Annotated in this window: 7 protein-coding genes and 1 pseudogene; 5 read left to right on the top strand and 3 right to left on the bottom strand. The window is 73.8% G+C overall.

What is annotated here, in order from left to right:
* The first annotated feature begins 57 nt into the window (after positions 1-57).
* The 4 genes from ABN273_RS34595 to ABN273_RS59735 all read left to right on the top strand — a co-directional run bounded on the left by ABN273_RS34595 (position 58) and on the right by ABN273_RS59735 (position 9,825).
* Positions 58-1,500, top strand: a complete 1,443-nt coding sequence (locus tag ABN273_RS34595) for a class I adenylate-forming enzyme family protein (RefSeq protein ID WP_349453302.1) — start codon at positions 58-60, stop codon at positions 1,498-1,500.
* 2 nt (positions 1,501-1,502) lie between these two features.
* Positions 1,503-2,981 carry a condensation domain-containing protein gene (locus ABN273_RS34600; protein ID WP_349453303.1) on the top strand — a complete coding sequence of 493 codons (1,479 nt, stop codon included), beginning with the start codon at positions 1,503-1,505 and terminating at the stop codon, positions 2,979-2,981.
* Positions 2,978-9,079, top strand: a complete 6,102-nt coding sequence (locus ABN273_RS34605) for a non-ribosomal peptide synthetase (protein WP_349453304.1) — start codon at positions 2,978-2,980, stop codon at positions 9,077-9,079. The genes ABN273_RS34600 and ABN273_RS34605 overlap by 4 nt, the downstream gene beginning before the upstream one ends.
* Before the next feature lie 134 nt (positions 9,080-9,213).
* Complete coding sequence (locus ABN273_RS59735; protein WP_502911175.1) at positions 9,214-9,825, top strand: condensation domain-containing protein; 612 nt, start codon at positions 9,214-9,216, stop codon at positions 9,823-9,825.
* Positions 9,826-10,222: 397 nt separating this feature from the next.
* Here the strand turns inward: ABN273_RS59735 and ABN273_RS59740 are convergent.
* The 3 genes and pseudogenes from ABN273_RS59740 to ABN273_RS34620 form a co-directional block, all read right to left on the bottom strand.
* Positions 10,223-10,732 (bottom strand): annotated as a pseudogene (locus ABN273_RS59740) (alpha-ketoacid dehydrogenase subunit beta); the annotation flags it as partial.
* Positions 10,729-11,610: a thiamine pyrophosphate-dependent dehydrogenase E1 component subunit alpha gene (locus tag ABN273_RS34615; protein WP_349453306.1), complete on the bottom strand. Its 882-nt coding sequence runs from the start codon at positions 11,608-11,610 to the stop codon at positions 10,729-10,731. The gene ABN273_RS34615 and the pseudogene ABN273_RS59740, both read right to left, overlap by 4 nt.
* Before the next feature lie 138 nt (positions 11,611-11,748).
* Positions 11,749-15,141, bottom strand: a complete 3,393-nt coding sequence (locus tag ABN273_RS34620) for a phosphodiester glycosidase family protein (protein ID WP_349453307.1) — start codon at positions 15,139-15,141, stop codon at positions 11,749-11,751.
* A gap of 105 nt (positions 15,142-15,246) precedes the next feature.
* Here ABN273_RS34620 and ABN273_RS34625 point away from each other — a divergent pair, with 105 nt between their 5' ends.
* The gene (locus tag ABN273_RS34625; protein WP_502911174.1) at positions 15,247-16,449 is read left to right on the top strand and encodes a cytochrome P450; all 1,203 of its coding nucleotides are present in this window, start codon (positions 15,247-15,249) and stop codon (positions 16,447-16,449) included.
* Positions 16,450-16,453 lie beyond the last annotated feature (4 nt).

Raw genomic sequence — 16,453 nt, forward strand, 5'->3', positions numbered from 1 at the left:
TGACGCATTTGTGCATTTTTTCTAGCGTCAAGCGGCACGACGAAAATAATTCTGGGGGTGGTTCAGTCGGCCCTTCCAGTGCCCGATCTCCTGGCGTCCCGAGCCGCCACCGACCCCGGCCACGAAGCGCTGATCGTCGCCGGTCAGGGCAGCCTGACCCTGGCCGAGTGGGACGAGCGCGCCACCGCCGTCGCCCGCGCACTCCCCGGCCCGCTCGGGGGCGATCGGGTCGCGCTGGTGTTCGGCGCGCGCGACTGGCTGGACTACGCGGTGAGCTGGATGGCCGTGCTGAAGGCGGGCGGCGTGGCGGTGCCGCTCTCGGACCGGCTCGCCCCGCCCGAGCTGGCGTACATGATCGAGAACTGCGGCGCGACGACGGTGGTGCACGGCCGCGGCACGACGCTCCCCCAGGGCATCCCATACGAGGATTTATCGCAAAAATCCGGCACAGAGGTCCTGCCGGAGATCGACCCGCTGTCGCTCGCCCAGATCCTCTACACCTCCGGCACGACCGGCCGCCCCAAGGGCGTCACCGCCACCCACGCGAACCTGACCTCCCCGCCCGTGCACCCCAAGCGCCGCCCGTTCGCGCATTCCCGGCATCTGGTGCACGCCTTCCCCATCGGCACGAACGCCGGCCAGGTGATGCTGCTCCACGCGCTCACCGCCGCCCCCACGGTGGTCACGCTCCCGCTCTTCACCCCGGCCCGCTTCGCCGCCCTGATCGAGGAGTACGCGGCCGGCACGGTCTTCGTCGTCCCCGCGATGGCCGTCGAGCTGCTGGGCGCACGCGTACAGGACCGCCACGACCTGTCCAGCGTGCTGCTGCTCGGCTCGGCCGCCGCCGCGCTGCCCCCGAAGGTGGCCGCCGAGCTGACCGCGGCGTTCCCGAACGCGACCGTCGCGAACTACTACACCTCCACCGAGGCCGCCCCGGCGCAGACCATCATGATCTACGACGCCGAACGCCCCGGCTCGCTCGGCCGGGCGGCCGGCGGCTCCCGGCTCAGGATCGCCGGCGCCGAGGGCGACGCGGTCGAGCCCGGGCAGACCGGCGAGGTGTGGCTGCGGGCCGCCGCACATGCCCGCGCATACTACGGCTCCGACCAGGACGACGCCTTCCAGGACGGCTGGGTACGCATGGGCGACCTCGGCTACCTCGACGACGAGGGCTACCTGTATCTCGTCGACCGGGAGAGCGACGTGATCAAGTCGGGCGCGTTCAAGGTCTCGACGCTGCAGGTGGAGTCGGCGCTGCACGAGCACCCGGCCGTGGCGGACGCGTCGGTGTTCGGGGTGCCGCACCCGGTGATGGGCATGGCGGTGGCCGCCGCCGTGGTGGCCGGGGAGCCGCTGGCGCTCAGCGACGTGCGGGCCTTCCTGAGCCCCCGGCTGGCCGGGCACGAGCTGCCCTCGGTGCTGCTCAACCTGGACGCCCTGCCCAGGAACGCCGCGGGCAAGGTCATCAAGCGGGAACTGCGCCGTATGGCAGAGGAGTGAAGATGGTCCTGGCATCGCAGGCCCAGCACGGCATGTGGATCACCGAGGTGATGCACGACACCGGCACGGCCTACCACATGCCGTTCGCCATGTGGTTCGACGGCCCGCTGGACCGGGGGGCGATGCTGAAAGCGTGCGAGTCGGTGCTCGCCCGCCATCCGGTGCTGGGCTGCGCGTTCGAGGACCGCGACGGCGCGCTGCACCTGGTGCCCGCCGCCGACCGGCCGCCGGTCGAGTTCGTTCAGGCGGCGGACCCGGAGGCGCTGATCCGGGAGGAGCTCGCCCGGCCGTTCGACCTGGGGAGGGGGCCGCTGGCGCGGTTCACGCTGGCGGAGGTGGCGCCGTCGCGGCATCTGCTGCTGTTCGTTGGGCATCATCTGGTGTTCGACGGCGAGTCGAAGGATCTGCTGGTGCGCGACCTGGCGGCGGCGTACTCGGGCGGGCCGCTGCCGCCGCTGCCCATGCCGTACGGGGCGGCCGCCGCCGTCCCGCCCGAGGCGGAGGCGTACTGGCGCGAGCACTGGCGGGACCTGCCCACGGTGGTGGTCGGCGGCGTGGCCAGGACGGCGCGGACGGCCGGGCGCGGCGAGACGGTCCTGCTCGACCTGACGGCCGAGATGGCCGGATGGGAGCGGGCCGGGGTCACGCGGTTCGAGCTGTTCCTGACGGCCGTGCACGCCCTCCTGTTCGGGTACGGCAACGCCGAGGCGGCGGTCGCGGTGGCCATGTCCACCAGACGGCAGGAGACCAGGGACCACATCGGCCTGTTCGCCACCGAGCTACCCGTCTACTCCGCGCCCACGCCGGGCACCACCCTCGCGGAGCTGGCCCACGTCCTGCGGGCGCAGCTACGCCGGCTGAACGGCTTCCGCGACGTCCCCGTGGCCAGGGCGGCGGGCGGCATCAGGCCGCGCCCGGCGCTGGCGCCGGTGTCGATCAGCTTCCGGCGGCGCGCGGCCGACGTGGCCTTCCCCGGGCTGGAGCTGGCCGCCGCGTGGAAGATGCCGAACCACATGGTCAGGAACGTGCTCCACCTGCAGGCCGTGGACGGCGACGACGGGCTCCAGCTCACCCTGCACTACAGCCCGGACATCATCGAGCGGGAGCAGGTGGAGCTGGCCGGGGAGCACCTGCGTGCCGTGCTGGCCGCCGACCCCGGTCTCAGGCTCGCCGACCTGCCCATGCCCACCGCCGCGCCGGTGCCGGCGCCGCAGGTGGCGGTGCCCGTACCGCTTGCGGGACCGGTGACGCTCGACGGCGAGCTGGTCGAGCAGGTGCGGCAGATCTGGATGGAGGTCCTGCGGATCGACGACATCGCCCCCGACGAGGACCTGTACGACCTCGGCGGCCACTCGCTGACGATCACCCAGATCAGCGCGCGGATCAGGAAACGGCTCGGCGTCGAGGTGCCGTTCGACGTGTTCCTCGACGATCCCACGGTCAGCGGCGTGGCGGCGGCGGTGAGCGAGCTGCGCGCATGATCTCCCTCGGCCAGGAGCGGCTCTGGTTCCTGCACCGGCTGGATCCGGCCGACCCCGCCTACCGGGTCGCCGTCGTGCGCCGCATTCGCGGCCCGCTCGACATCGGCGCGCTGACCGGCGCGTTCGCCGACGTCGTGGTGCGGCACGAGTCGCTGCGCACCCGCTTTCCAGGCCACGACGGCCAGCCGGTCGCCGTCGTGGACCCGCCGGGTCCTGTGCCGGTCGAGCGGGTCGACCTCGACACGCCGGAGCAGGCCGAGCGGCTGCTCGAGCAGCGCGCGAACACCCCCTTCGAGCTGGGCTCGGCGCCGCCGCTGCGCGTCACGCTGGTCCGGCTCGCCCCGGATGACCACGTGCTCTGCGTGGTGCTGCACCACATCATCGGCGACGGCTGGTCGCTGAACGTGCTCATGGACGACCTGGCCACGTGCTACGCCGCCCGCAGGGACGGCCGGCCGGCCGGGTTACCCGAGCTGGCGACGAGCTACGCCGAGTACGCCGACGCGCAGCGGGCCGCCGACGCGGACCTGTCCTACTGGACGGCCAGGCTGGCGGGCGCCACGCCGCTGGAGCTGCCGGTGGACCGGCCGCGCCCGGCCCGGCGGGGCAGCGCGGGCGGGGAGGCGTGGTTCGATCTCGACCCCGCGCTGGTGGGCTCGTTGCGGCGGCTGGCCAGGGCGGAGCGGTGCACGCTGTTCATGGTGCTGCTGGCCGCGTACCAGGCGCTGCTGGCCCGGCACACGGGGCAGGACGACATCGTGGTGGGCTCGCCCACGGCCGGGCGCGACCGGCCCGAGCTGGAGCCGATGGTCGGGCTGTTCGCCTCCACGCTGGTGCTCAGGGGCGACCTGTCGGGCGATCCCACGTTCACCGAGCTGCTGCGGCGGACCCGCCGTACCGTGGTGGAGGCGATGGCGCACGGCGAGACGCCGATCGAGCGGGTGCTGTCGGCGCTCGACATCGAGCGCGACCTCAGCCGCACGCCGCTCTTCCAGACCATGTTCGGACTGCACAACGCTGCCGTCGGGTACGGCGAGGCCTCGACGTTCGCGGGGCTGGAGAGCGTGCCGTTCCCGCACGGGGCGCCGCCCGCGATGGTGGACCTGCGGGTGGACCTGTGGCCGGACGGCGAGCGAGACGACGGGGGGCTGCGCGGGGCGTTCGTCTACAGCGCCGAGCTGTTCACGCCGCCGACGGCCGAGCGCTTCGCGGCACGCTTCCACACGCTGCTGGAGTCCGTCGCCCACCGTCCCGACGCGCGGGTGTCCGAGCTGGAGCTGCCGGCCCCCGGCGAGCGGCGGCTCCTTGCCGCCTGGAACGACACCGCGCTGGAAGTGCCGTCCGGCACGGTCGTGGACCTGTTCCTGCGGCACTCGGAGCTGCGGCCGGACGCCGTGGCGGTGGAGTCCGCCTCCGCCACGCGTTCCTATGCGGAGGTGGCCGCCCGGGCCCGGCTGGTCGCCGCGGAGCTCCTCGCGCGCGGGGCGGGGCCCGGGTCGGTGGTGGCGGTGTGCCTGCCGCGGACGGCCGACCTGCCGGGGTCGCTGCTGGGCGTGATGATGGCGGGGGCCGCGTACCTGCCGGTGGATCCGGCTCTGCCGGGCGGACGCGTCGCGGCCATGCTCGCCCAGGCAGGCGTGCGGGTCGCGCTGGCCGTCCCGTCCGCGCCCCTGCCCGCGCACGTCGAGCGGATTGAGCCGGCCGCCGACGGGGCCGTGCATGACGGGACGGCGGCGACGGCCGGCGCTCCGGCCTACGTGCTCCACACCTCGGGCTCGACCGGCACGCCCAAGGGGGTGGTGGTGCCGCACTCGGCGCTGGTCAACCTGCTGGCCGGGATGGAGCGGCTGCTGGGATCGGGCCCCGAGGACGTGTGGCTGGGGAGCACGGCGCTGTCGTTCGACATCGCCGGGCTGGAGCTGTACCTGCCCTTGGTGACGGGCGGCCGGCTGGTGCTGGCCGACGACGCCACCGTACGGGACGGGATGGCGCTGGCCCGGCTGATCGGCGCGTCCGGGGTCACCCACGTGCAGGCCACGCCGTCGGGATGGAGCATGCTGCTGTCCGGCGGGCTGGACCCGTCCGGTCTTGTGGCTCTGGCGGGGGGCGAGGCGCTGCCGCTCGCGCTGGCCAGGAGGCTGCGCAGGCGCGTGGGACGGCTGCTCAACATGTACGGGCCGACGGAGACCACGATCTGGTCCACGGCCTGGGAGGTACCCGACTCGCCCCATGGCGTCCGCATCGGGCGGCCGCTCGCGAACACCACGGTCCGGGTGCTCGACCGGCAGGGCTCGCCCACGCCGATCGGCGTCCCCGGTGAGCTGGTCATCGGCGGGGCGGGGCTCGCGCTCGGGTACCTGCGCTCGCCCGGTGAGCCGCTGGACCGGTTCGCGGACGGGTGGTACCGCACGGGTGACCGGGTGCGGTGGCTGGGCGACGGGACGCTGGAGTTCCTGGGGCGGGGCGACGGCCAGGTCAAGGTGCGGGGGCACCGGGTCGAGCTGGGCGAGATAGAGGCCACGCTGGAGCGCCACCCCGGAGTGCGCCGGGCCGCCGTGCTGGTGCGGGGCGACGACCTGGTCGCTTACGTGGTCCCCGGCCACGCGGACCGCGAGCACGTGCACCCGGGCGACCTGCTGGAGCGGGCCGCCGAGTGGCTGCCGCCGTACATGATCCCGGCGGTGGTCGTGCCGCTGGCGGCGCTGCCGCTCACCCCGAACGGCAAGGTGGACCGGCGGGCGCTGCCCGAGCCCGCGCGCCCGGCGGCCGGCCGGGGCGGGGCTCCGGTCACCGCCAGGGAGCGGCAGGTGGCGCGGATCTTCGCCGAGGTGCTCGGGACCGGCGAGCTCGGCGCGGACGACGACTTCTTCGCCCTCGGCGGCCACTCGCTGCTGGCCACCCGGGTCATCGCCCGGCTGGCGGCGGCGGGGACGACGGCGCCGCTGCGGGAGCTGTTCACGCATCCGACGGTGGCCGGGTTCGCCGGCATGCTGGAGGACCTGGCGGGCGAGCAGGGCAGCCCCCTCGTGCCCCGCCCGGCCGGGACGCTGCCGCCGCTCTCCCCCGCCCAGGAACGCCTCTGGTTCCTGCACCGCCTGGATCCCTCCGACGCCTCCTACAACATGTACATCGTGCGCAGGCTCCAGGGCCCGCTGGACGAGGCGGCGCTGGAGCGGGCGCTGACCGGGCTGGTCGCCAGGCACGAGTCGCTGCGGACCCGGTTCCCCGAGGTGGACGGGCGGCCGGTGGCCGTCGTCGAGCGGCCCGCGCCCGTCACTGTCGAGCGGCTGGCCGCCCGGGACGAGGCCGAGGCACGTGCCCTGGTCGGCGCCCGCACGAACGCCCCTCTCGACCTGGGGGCCGCGCCGCCGCTGCGGGTCACGCTGGTCCGGCTCGCCCCCGATGACCATGTGCTGTGCGTCGTGCTGCACCACATCGTGGCGGACGGCTGGTCGATCACCGTGTTCCTGGACGACCTGGCCGCCCTGTACGCCTCCGCCGAGCTGCCGCCGCTGGCCGTGCAGCACGGGGACGTCGCCGGATGGCAGCGGGAGCAGGACCGGAGCGCGGCGCTCGACCACTGGCGGGCGCGGCTCGCCGACCCGCCCACGCTGGACCTGCACACGGACCGGCCGCACCGCCCGGGGGCGACGCGGGGCGGCTTCCACGTGATGGAGGTGCCGGGCGACCTGCTCGCGGCGCTGGAGAAGGCGGCGCGCGGGCATCGGGTGACGTTGTTCATGGTGCTGCTGGCGGCGTACCAGATCCTGCTGTCCCGGCACACGGGGCAGGACGACGTGCTGGTCGGGTCGCCGACGGCGGGGCGGGACCGGGTGGAGCTGGAGCCGCTCATCGGCTATCTCAGCACCACGCTGGTGCTGCGCGGCGACCTGTCGGGCGATCCGACGGTGGAGGAGCTGCTGGCCAGGACGCGCGGGACGGTCCTGGAGGCGATGGCTCATCACGACGTGCCGTTCGAGCAGCTGCTGGCGGAGCTGGACGTCGAGCGGGACCTGTCCAGGAAGCCGATGTTCCAGACCCTGTTCACCCTGAACAGCCAGACCGCCGACGGCGAACGCGACCGCCTCGGCCCGGTGCGCATGTCGTTCTTCGACGACGGGTACCGGCAGGCCAAGTTCGACCTGACCGTGGAGGCTTGGCGGTCGCCGGGGCGGCTGCGGGTGGCGTTCGGTTATGACGCGGGGTTGTTCGACGCGGAGACGGTGGCGGAGCTGGCGGAGCGGTTCGTCGTCGTGCTGCGGGGCGTGGCCGACGCGGGGAACCGGCGGGTGCCGCTGTCGCGCCTGCCGGTGCTCACGCCGTCCGACGAGGCGGTGCTGGCGTCGCTGGACGGCCCGACGGTGGCGCAGGTCTCCGAGCCGGAGGCGGGGACGGTGCTCGGGCTGATCGCCGAGTCCGTGGCGGCGCACCCCGGCGAGGTGGCCGTGAGCTGCGGCGCCGAGACCGTGACGTACGCCGGACTGGAGCGGCGGGTGGCGCGGCTGGCCGCGGACCTGGCGGAGCGCGGCGTACGCGGCGGGGACCTGGTCGGGCTGCGGATGGGCCGCTCGATCGACGCGGTGGTGGCCATGCTGGCGATCTGGCGGGCAGGGGCCGCGTACGTGCCGCTGGACCCGGAGTACCCGCCGGAGCGCCTGCGCGCCATGGCCGCGGGAACGTCGTGCACCGTCACGGACGGGCCGCGGGTCGAGCCCGGCGAGCGGGGTGCGGCCGCGCCCGGGCTGGCCTATGTGATCTACACCTCCGGCTCCACCGGCACCCCGAAGGGCGCGGCCGTCGAGCACGCCGGGCTGGCCGAGCGGGTCAGGTGGATGCGCACCGCGTACGGCCTGCGCCCCGGCGACCGCGTCGTCCAGCTCGCGTCCCTCAGCTTCGACACCCACGCCGAGGAGCTCCACCCGGCGCTGGCCGCGGGCGCCACGGTCGAACTGCTGCCGGGCGGCGGCGCCACCCTGCCGGACCTCCTCGCCCGCCGGCCCGACGTCACGGTGCTCGACCTGCCCACCGCGTACTTCCACCACCTGGTCGACCTGATCGACGAGATCGCCTGGCCGCAGCGGCTCCGCCTGGTGATCCTCGGCGGCGAGCAGGTCCGTGCGGAGGCGGTGGCCCGCTGGCGTGACCGCTTCGGCGACCGGGTGCGCCTGGTCAACACGTACGGCCCGACGGAGACGACGATCATCGCCACGACGGCCGAGCTGTCAGGCGGGGACCCGCACCCGCCGATCGGCCGCCCGATAGACGCGACCCCGGTCAAGATCCTCGACCGCCACGGCTCCCCCACCCCGCCCGGGGCCGCCGGCGAGCTGTACATCGGCGGCCCCGGCGTGGCCCGCGGCTACCTCGACGCGCCCGACGGCGCCGGCTTCGTCACCCTGCCGGACGGCCGCTACTTCCGCACGGGCGACCGGGTGCGGCTGCGGCGCGACGGTCAGTTGGAGTTCCTCGGCCGCCTGGACGAGCAGGTGAAGGTGCGCGGCTTCCGCGTCGAGCCGGGCGAGATCGAGCATTGCCTGCGCACGCACCCCGGCGTCCGCCAGGCGGCCGTGCTCGCCAGGGACGGCGACCTGGTGGCCTACGTCGTCCCGCGCTCCCCCGACGACCCGCCCACCGACCTCTCGGCCCACGTGGCACGGGCGTTGCCACCGTACCTCGTGCCCGCGCACTGGGTGCTGCTCGACGCGCTCCCCCTCACCCGCAACGGCAAGCTCGACAAGGCCGCGCTCCCCGAGCCGGACGGCCCCGTGGGGAGCGACGACACGCCGCCGCGGACCGACGCCGAGGAGCTGGTCGCCGACGTCTGGGCGGAGGTGCTCGGCGCCGGCAAGATCGGCGCGTTCGACGACTTCTTCGCCCTCGGCGGCCACTCGTTGCTGGCCATCAGGGTGGCCGCCAGGTTGCGCGCCCTCGCGGGCGTGGACCTGCCGATCCGTACGTTGTTCGACCGCCGGACCGTCGCCGGCCTGGCGCGGGCCGTCGAGGAGGCGCTGGTGGCCGAGGTGGCGGGGCTGTCCGACGAGCAGGCCAGGAGCCTGCTGGATCCGCGAGCTCCGGAGGGACGGAGTGAGGGCGCATGACTGAGCTGAGCGAGGCCCAGCGGGCGCTGCTCACCCAGCGGCTCCGCAGGCGTGACCGGCCGCGGCCGAGCATCCCGGCGCTGCCCGCCGGCCAGCCCCCGCCCCTGTCGTACGCGCAGGAGCGGCTGTGGTTCATGGAGCAGTACGCCCCAGGGAACGCCGCGTACACGATCCCGCTGGTGCGGCGGGTGCGCGGGCCGCTCCAGGCCGACGCGCTCGAGGCGGCGCTCCGCAAGGTGTGCGAGCGGCACCAGCCGCTGCGCACCCGCTTCCCGGAAGGCGCGGACGGGCAGCCGGACGTGCTGGTGTCGGAGGAGGCCGAAGTCCCGCTCACCGTCGAGGAGGCGAGATCGGCGGAGGCGGCCAGGGAGTTGGTGGGGCCGTTCCTGGCGGAGCCGTTCGACCTGTTGTCGGGGCCGGTCATCAGGGCGTTGCTGGTGCGGCTGGCGCCCGACGACCACGTGCTGGCCCTGGCCGTCCACCACATCGCGGCCGACGGCTGGTCCGCGAACATCCTGCTGCGCGAGATCCTGTCGTTCTGCACCAGCGGGACGGCCCCGGACCTGCCCGTGACGTATGGCGACTTCGCGGCCTGGCAGCGCGCCCAGCACGGGGGCGACGTGGACTACTGGCGGGAGCGGCTGGCCGGGGCCCCTCCAGTACGGCGCGGCGGATCGTGGCGTCCTGCACCAGCACGTCGCGCTCCAGGTGGGCGGCCGTGGGGATCACGCTGTCAGCCGAGTTGACCAGCTTGACCGGCCGGGCGAGCCGTCCCCAGAGCCTGGTGTGCAGGCCGGCGGCCACATGGCCGCCCCAGGTGCCGCCCGCGCTGCCGTCCTCGGCCACGCACACCAGCGGCGCCCGCCCGAGGACGGGCAGCAGCGCCGACGGGTCGAAGGGGTACAGCCGCGAGGGGACCATCAGCACACCGGCCAGGTCGTGATCGAGCAGCAGGGACCGCATGGCGGCCAGCGCCCGGTGCGCGACCCCGCCCGGGACGATCAGCACGTAGTCGAGATCGCCCGGGGGGATGTCCAGGACATCGGAGTCGCCCGAGTCCAGGCGGACCACGGCCACATCGCCTGCGAGGTCCCACCGGAACGGCTCGTCCACCTCGAACATGCGCCGCGTGTACAGCACCTTGTCCTCGAACAGCAGGCTCGGCTCCCCCAGCGCCAGCATGCGATCGAGCACGGCCCGGTTGTCGTGGAAGGGCGACATCTCGAACAGCGACAGCCCGGGGATCCCGATGAAGTGCTTCTGCGGGCTCTGGCTGTGGGTCGGCCCGTAGCCGCGGTGGCCGCCGGACGGGCAGCGGATCACCAGCGGCAGGGGCACCCTGGTCCCGTACATGGTGACGGACTTGCTGGCGAAGTTGAGTATCTGGTCGAAGGCGAGTGCCGCGAAGTCGGCGAACATGATCTCGACGACTGCCTTGCCGCCCGCCAGCGCCAGGCCCGAGGCCGCGCCGACGACGGCGCCCTCGCTGAGCGGGGTGGTGAGCACGCGGTCGGGGAACCGGGTGGACAGCCCCTTGGTGATCTTGAATGCGCCGCCGTAGGGGTCGAGGAGGTCCTCGCCGAGGACGTACACGGAGGGGTCGTCCGCCAGGAGGCCGTGCAGGGCGCGGTTGAGGTTCTCGCCGGCCCTCACGCGACGGCCCAGACGGCCGGCGGGCGGGCGGCGACCTCGGCGGCGATCCGGTCGATCCGGGTACGGGCCGCCGCCTCGATCCTGGCGGACTGTACGGGGTGCGCGGCCTGGTAGGCGGCGAACCAGTCGGCACGCGGGAAGTCCGGCGGCCGGGTGTCGTCGCCCTTGCTGTGGGGGCCGAGGCGGTGGGTGGCGAACTCCACCACCAGCGGCCGCGACTCCTCCCTGACCCGCTCGATCCGGGGAGCCAGCCGCGGGCGAATGACCGAAATATCGGAAATATCCAGCCGCTCGTGCTCAATGCCGAACGCCCGCGCCCGCCCCTCCACCGTGCCCGCCATCTGGAGGGCGGTCGGCGTGGACTGGGCGATGCCGTTGTGCTCGACCACCACCAGCAGCGGGAGCCGCCAGAGCTGGGCCAGGTTGAGCGCCTCGTACACGGCGCCCTCGCCCCAGGTGCCGTCGCCGATGTAGACGCAGGCCAGCGCGCCCGGCTCGTGCCGCTTCAGCCGTAACGCGACCCCGGCCGCCACGGACAGGCTCTGCCCCTGCACGCCGGTGGACAGGTAGCGGTCGCGCTTCAGGTGCTGGCTGCCGCCCACGCCGTCACAGATGGCCCCCTTCCTGCCCATGATCTCGGCAAGCAGCCCTTCCGGGTCCTCGAACCTGGCCAGGTAGTGGCCGTGGCCCCGGTGGTTGCTGAACACCCAGTCGCTCTCGCGCAGCAGCGTCCGCAGGGCGACGGGGACGTACTCCTGGCCGAGGCAGGTGTGGGTGGTGCCGTTGAGCTCGCCCCGCTCGAAGAGCGCGAGCAGCTTCAGCTCGAAGAACCGGATCAGCAGCAACAGCGCCAGGTCGTCGTCAGACAGTCTGTCCATGGGCCTCTCAAGCACCAGGAAAACCTCCTGAAAGGCTAACAACAGCCGCATTTCCCGTCCAGCGTCCGGCGTGGGACGAGCGCACGACGCCGGACCCTGGCGTCGTGCGCTCGTGGCCTCGGGGCCTGGGGCCGGCCGTCAGGCGGCGGCCTTGGCGGTCAGCGCCACGGCGGACTGGCGCGTGACGCCGCTCACCGTCACGGCCACCGTCACCTGGCCCGCCCGCAGCGCCGTCAGCGTCCCCGCCGAGGGGTCGAGGACGGCCACGTGCCACGGCTTGGCCGTCTGTCGGGAGCCGATGTGCAGGTTCGGCGAGCCGGACCAGACCGCCGAGACCGGGTGGGCCGCGGGAACCGTACGGGTCCCCTGCTTGACCGCGGCCGTCACCGTGCCGGGTGTCCCGACCGCGACCGTGGCGGGGGCGGTGAGCACGAGGTCGTCCACGTGCGGCCGGACCTGCGTGCCGATCCAGTCCGGCGCGTCCGCGAACCAGTTGCGCCGCACGTGCTCCGCCTCCGCAGGCGTGACAGGATCCACGCCCCACAGCGACCACCCGGTGAAGCCGCCGTCGTCGGGCGAGGTGGCCGGGTTCTTCCCGGAGTTGCCGTTGATGAAGTACGGCACCGCGTCCACGTGCGAGGCGTGGAACGTCCCCACATGCGCCCCGATGTACGCGGCGCCCTTGCCGGTGGTGCGCTGGAAGTCGGCCAGCCAGCCCTCCACCAGCGCCGCCTCCTTGCGGTCGCCGAGCTGGCTGCCCTTGCCGGGCGTCGGGTCGCGCGGCGGGACGTGGAACAGGACCGTGACCGACCCTACCGATGGGTCGGTGGCGGCCTTGTCCAGCTGGGTACGGAGCATGGCCACCTGTTCGTAGCCGCCGCCCCGCAGGTTCAGGCGGGAGGTGTCCAAAGTGACGAAGCGGGTCCCCTTGTGGTCGAAGGTGCCGTACGTGTCACCGAAGACGGCCTTGAAGTTGTCGATCTTCCCGCCCATGACCTCGTGGTTGCCGGGAACGTAGTGGTATTCCAGCGTTCCGCCCAGCTCCTCGTCGAGGATCTTCTTGGCCAGCGCGAAGTCCTCGGGCGACGCCTCGTCCACCAGGTCGCCGTTGATCAGCAGGAAGTCGGGCTTGGCCGCCTTGATCTCGCGCAGCGTGCGGCGCGCGTTCTTGACGATGTCGCTGTTCGGCTCCCTGGCCACGAACTGCGCGTCCGACATGACGGCGAACCGCCACGGCATCCTGGCCACGTCCGCCTTGACCACCGGATCGGCGGTCCGGGGCGCGGCCGGCGCGGAGACCGACGGGGGCACCTTGGCGACCAGGCCGTCGATGAGGATCTCGTTGGTGTACCTCGCGTCCGCCTTGGTCTCGGCCACGTAGAAGCGCCGCAGCTTGAGCGGGTAGTTCACGCCGGGCGGCACGGCGAACTCGACGTACTTCCACCCGGTCCACGTCATGTACGGCCCGCGCAGGATCTGCGACTGGCCGAGCGCGTCGTAGAACTCCAGGCTCGGCCACTCGCCCTTGCCCGTGGAGTTGATCCAGAGCCCGAACGCCTGCGGCTGCCCGTCGACGACGATCTGCTGCGGCGGGCTGGCGTACGCGGCCCGGGTCGCGGTCGAGGTGGTGAAGTCGTACGACAGCTTGAGGCCGCCACCGCTCTGCCCTGGCGCGGCCGACAGTGAGCCGGTGGCGCGGGCGGCGGCGAACGTCCACTTGGCCGCGTCCTCGAAGTCGGCGACCGGCTTCTCCTCGAACCCGACCGTCACCGGCACGGCGGTGCTGATCTTGCCGACCTTGGCGGTGATCAGGCCGGACCCCTTGGCCTGCTTGGCCTTGACGGAGAAGTAGCCCTGCTCGGCCGCGGTCACCTCGAACAGGCTCTTGTCGTAGTCGAGCGTGAGGTCGGAGGGCTCGATGGGCGCGGAGTTGCCGTTGCGGTCGTACCCGACCACGCCGAACGTGGCCACACCGTCGGCGCCCGCCAGCCCGAGCCGGTCGGCGGTGACCCCGAGCCGCTCGAGCGGCTGCAGCACGGTCAGGCCGATGGTGCCCTTGGCGGCGCCGCGGGAGGCGGTGACGGTGGTCTGGCCGGGCACCAGCGCGTGGAACCTCCCGTCGCGGATGACGCCGTGCACCGCCGGGTTGGCCCGCCACGACGGCGTGCCGGCGGCGGGGCCGTACGTCTCGTCGTATCCGGCGGCGGTGAGCCGCCTGGTGAGGCCGGGGAAGACGCGGTCGGGGCGGCCGCCGGCGACGGGACCGACGCCGGGCGCCTTGGCGGGATCGCTCGCGGTCTCCAGCCAGAAGCCCTTGAGCTTGCCGCTGCCCTCGGGCGCGTAGAGCGCGAGGCCGTTGGGGACGTGCCGCTCGCCGCCGTCGGAGGGGCTGTTCTCCACCTGGACGTCGGCGGCGCCGGGCTCGCGGGCCAGCATGGTGGAGGAGCCGCCGCCGTCGAGGTTGAGCGCGTCGGCGGCGCCGAGGTCGGCCATCATGGCGGCCAGCTCGTTGAGCGTGACGCCGCGGCTGTCGGCCTGGCGGCCGTCCACGGTCAGCAGGTACATCCTCCTGCCGTCGGCCGAGAACCCGACGGCGGTTCGGGGGTGCGCGGCCGGGTCGGTGGAGTTCTGCACGACGCCGTCCTTGACCAGCACCCAGTTGCCGCCGACGGCCGCCTTGACCTGGCTGCCGTCCGACGCCTTCGGCTGGTACCGCACATCGACGCGGTCGCCTGCCTTCAACGCGGACAGCGCGGTGGCGCCGGCGTCGCGGCCCAGCAGGATCGTGGTCCCGGCGGGGATCGGGCCGGTGCCCGCGGATGTGCGTACCTCGGAGACCACGCCGTCCACCAGGACGACCTCGGCGACGGACGTCGCGCCCTCGACGGCGCGGGCCCGGGTGTAGGCGCCCCACAGGGGCGTGAACAGCCCGACGCCGCCGCTCTGCACGATCTGGTTGAACTGGGTGAGCTTGATCGGCGACCCGCCGGCCGGCGTGGCGGTGCCCTCGAAGTACATCTTGAGCACGCGCCCGACGCCGTCGCCGGTGACCGCGACCGCGTTCTCGTGGCCGGCGACGGGCGACTGCACCAGCGAGCCGTTCTGCACGCCGATGCCCTGGGCGGCGCCGGAGCGGTTGATGTCGAAGAAGTCGCCGTTGACGGCCGCGACGGCGTGCGCGCGCTTGGCCGGCCCGGACAGCGGCTCGGTCTTGGTGACCTCGCCGGAGAACACGTAGTCGGCCCTGGCGCCGCCGAGGTCGGCGGTGACCGCGTCCGCGCGCAGCCAGCCGAGCGCGTCGTAGGTGTCGAACGAGGTCAGCGAGATGCCCGGCGCCACCGGCCGGGTCCTCTTGGCCGTCTGCAGCCTCTGCCCGGCGTCTTGCGCGAGCAGCGTGGACGGCGGCGGATAGGACGACGCCTTGAGCGCGTCCTCTGCGGGGGGTGCGGGATCGGCCTGCGCGGGGGCGGCGGTCAGGGCCAGGGGGCCTAACACGAGGGCCGCGGCGGCCAGGATTCTGAGGGACTGCACGACCGAACTCAATCGCTCGTGGATATAACTTTCAAGACTTAGGAGTGAACTAAAAGATAATTTCAGATCTTGCCCGCCCGCCGCCCGGCTAAGAGCATGGGACGCGTGGATCGAGAGGCGCTCTACCGCGACCCGTATCCCGTCTACGCCAGGGCCCGCTCGGCCCGGGGGCTGACGTTCGTCGAGGAGCTGGACGCCTGGCTGGTGGCCCGGCACGCCGACGTGCGCGAGGTGCTGGGGCGCCCTGACGACTTCTCCTCCAAGGGCGCGCTGCGGCCGGACGTGATCCCGGGCCCGGCGGCGTTCGCCGAGCTTGCGGCCGTGCCCGGCAACGCCCCCGTGGTGCTGAGCACCGACGGCGAGGCGCACGCCCGCTACCGCTGGCCGCTCACCCGCGGCCTGTCCCCCGCCAAGGTGACGGCGGCGCTGCCGTTCATCCGGGCCACGGCGGGCGAGCTGGTCGCGTCGTTCGCGCGCCCTGGGAGCGGGGCCGGCACCGTGGAGTGGATGTCCGGGTACGCCAGGCCGCTCCCGGCCGCCGTGATCGGGCACCTGCTCGGCCTCGACCCGGCCGACGTGCCCGGCGCGGTCCAGGCCGGCGACAGGGCCGAGGACCTGCTGTTCACGCCGATGCCGGAGGAGCGGCAGGTCGCCGCGGCGCGCGAGGTGGCGGCGCTGCGGCGGATGCTGGACGCGCACGCCGCCAGGTCGAGGACCGAGGACAGCCTGACCGGCGAGCTGTCGCGCGGCCTCGCCCCCGGCCCCGGCGAGCCGACGCCGGAGCAGCGCGACGAGATCGTGGCCAACACGCAGAACGTCATGCTGGCCGGCCACCTCACCACGACCGCGCTGCTCGGCACCGTCGTGCACCGCCTGCTGCGCGAGCGCCGCCAGTGGGAGCTGCTGTGCGGGCGGCCGGAGCTGGCGGGCGCGGCGATCGAGGAGGCGGCCAGGTTCGAGGCGCCGGTGCAGGGCTTCCGCCGCACGGTGACCAGGCCCCTGGAGCTGGCGGGGACCGCGCTGGACGTGGGCGACACGGTGTTCGTGTCGTTCGGCTCGGCGGGGCGGGACGAGGCGGTGTTCGAGCGGCCGGACGAGTTCGACATCGCCCGGGAGCCGGTGCGGCACCTGTCGTTCGGCCACGGCGTGCACGGCTGCCCGGGCGCGCTGCTGGCCCGCGAGCAGCTCAGGATCACCCTGGAGCTGCTCGTACGCGAGCTGCCCGGCCTACACCTCGCCCGCGAGCACGTCGCCATGGCGGCCACGCTCATCCGCCGGGCCCCCGAGGAGCTCTTCCTCGCCTGGTGACCGG

The organism is Nonomuraea sp. B19D2, from assembly GCF_040137845.1.
Lineage (GTDB): Bacteria > Actinomycetota > Actinomycetes > Streptosporangiales > Streptosporangiaceae > Nonomuraea.

Bases quoted from the DNA above. Each gene is read 5' to 3' on its own strand.
- ABN273_RS34600 (WP_349453303.1), top strand. From the start codon at position 1,503: ATGGTCCTGGCATCGCAGGCCCAGCACGGCATGTGGATCACCGAGGTG.
- ABN273_RS34605 (WP_349453304.1), top strand. From the start codon at position 2,978: ATGATCTCCCTCGGCCAGGAGCGGCTCTGGTTCCTGCACCGGCTGGAT.
- ABN273_RS59735 (WP_502911175.1), top strand. From the start codon at position 9,214: ATGGAGCAGTACGCCCCAGGGAACGCCGCGTACACGATCCCGCTGGTG.
- ABN273_RS34615 (WP_349453306.1), bottom strand. From the start codon at position 11,610: ATGGACAGACTGTCTGACGACGACCTGGCGCTGTTGCTGCTGATCCGG.